The organism is Furfurilactobacillus entadae, assembly GCF_045862745.1.
Lineage (GTDB): Bacteria > Bacillota > Bacilli > Lactobacillales > Lactobacillaceae > Furfurilactobacillus > Furfurilactobacillus entadae.
The window spans coordinates 1-257 of the sequence record NZ_BQXN01000053.1; the positions used below are offsets into that span (position 1 = coordinate 1).

Annotated in this window: 1 protein-coding gene; it reads right to left on the reverse strand. The window is 42.8% G+C overall.

Annotated elements, in window-relative coordinates; all coding sequences use genetic code 11:
* Positions 1-257 (reverse strand): IS3 family transposase (locus ACKTR5_RS11700; RefSeq protein WP_407881685.1); only part of this gene is annotated, 257 nt, incomplete at both ends.

The following is a 257-nucleotide window of genomic DNA, read 5'->3' on the forward strand; positions in this document are numbered from 1 at the left end:
ACTAGCTTTTGATAGAGTCGGTCACTCGTATTTCTGCGACGTAATTGATTTTTAACGGTTTTCCCTCGAGGCCCTTTAGATGAATCATATTTGCGAGTGCGTTGTCGATAACGACTACTATTCAAGCCTAGTTCACGCATCAAGCGTTGAATACACTTGTGGTTAGGCTGAGGTAATCCTTGTGTTGCACACAGTTTTCTCACAACTACTGATACCCGTGGAACACCATAGTTGCCATGATGTTCATTGAAAACCGT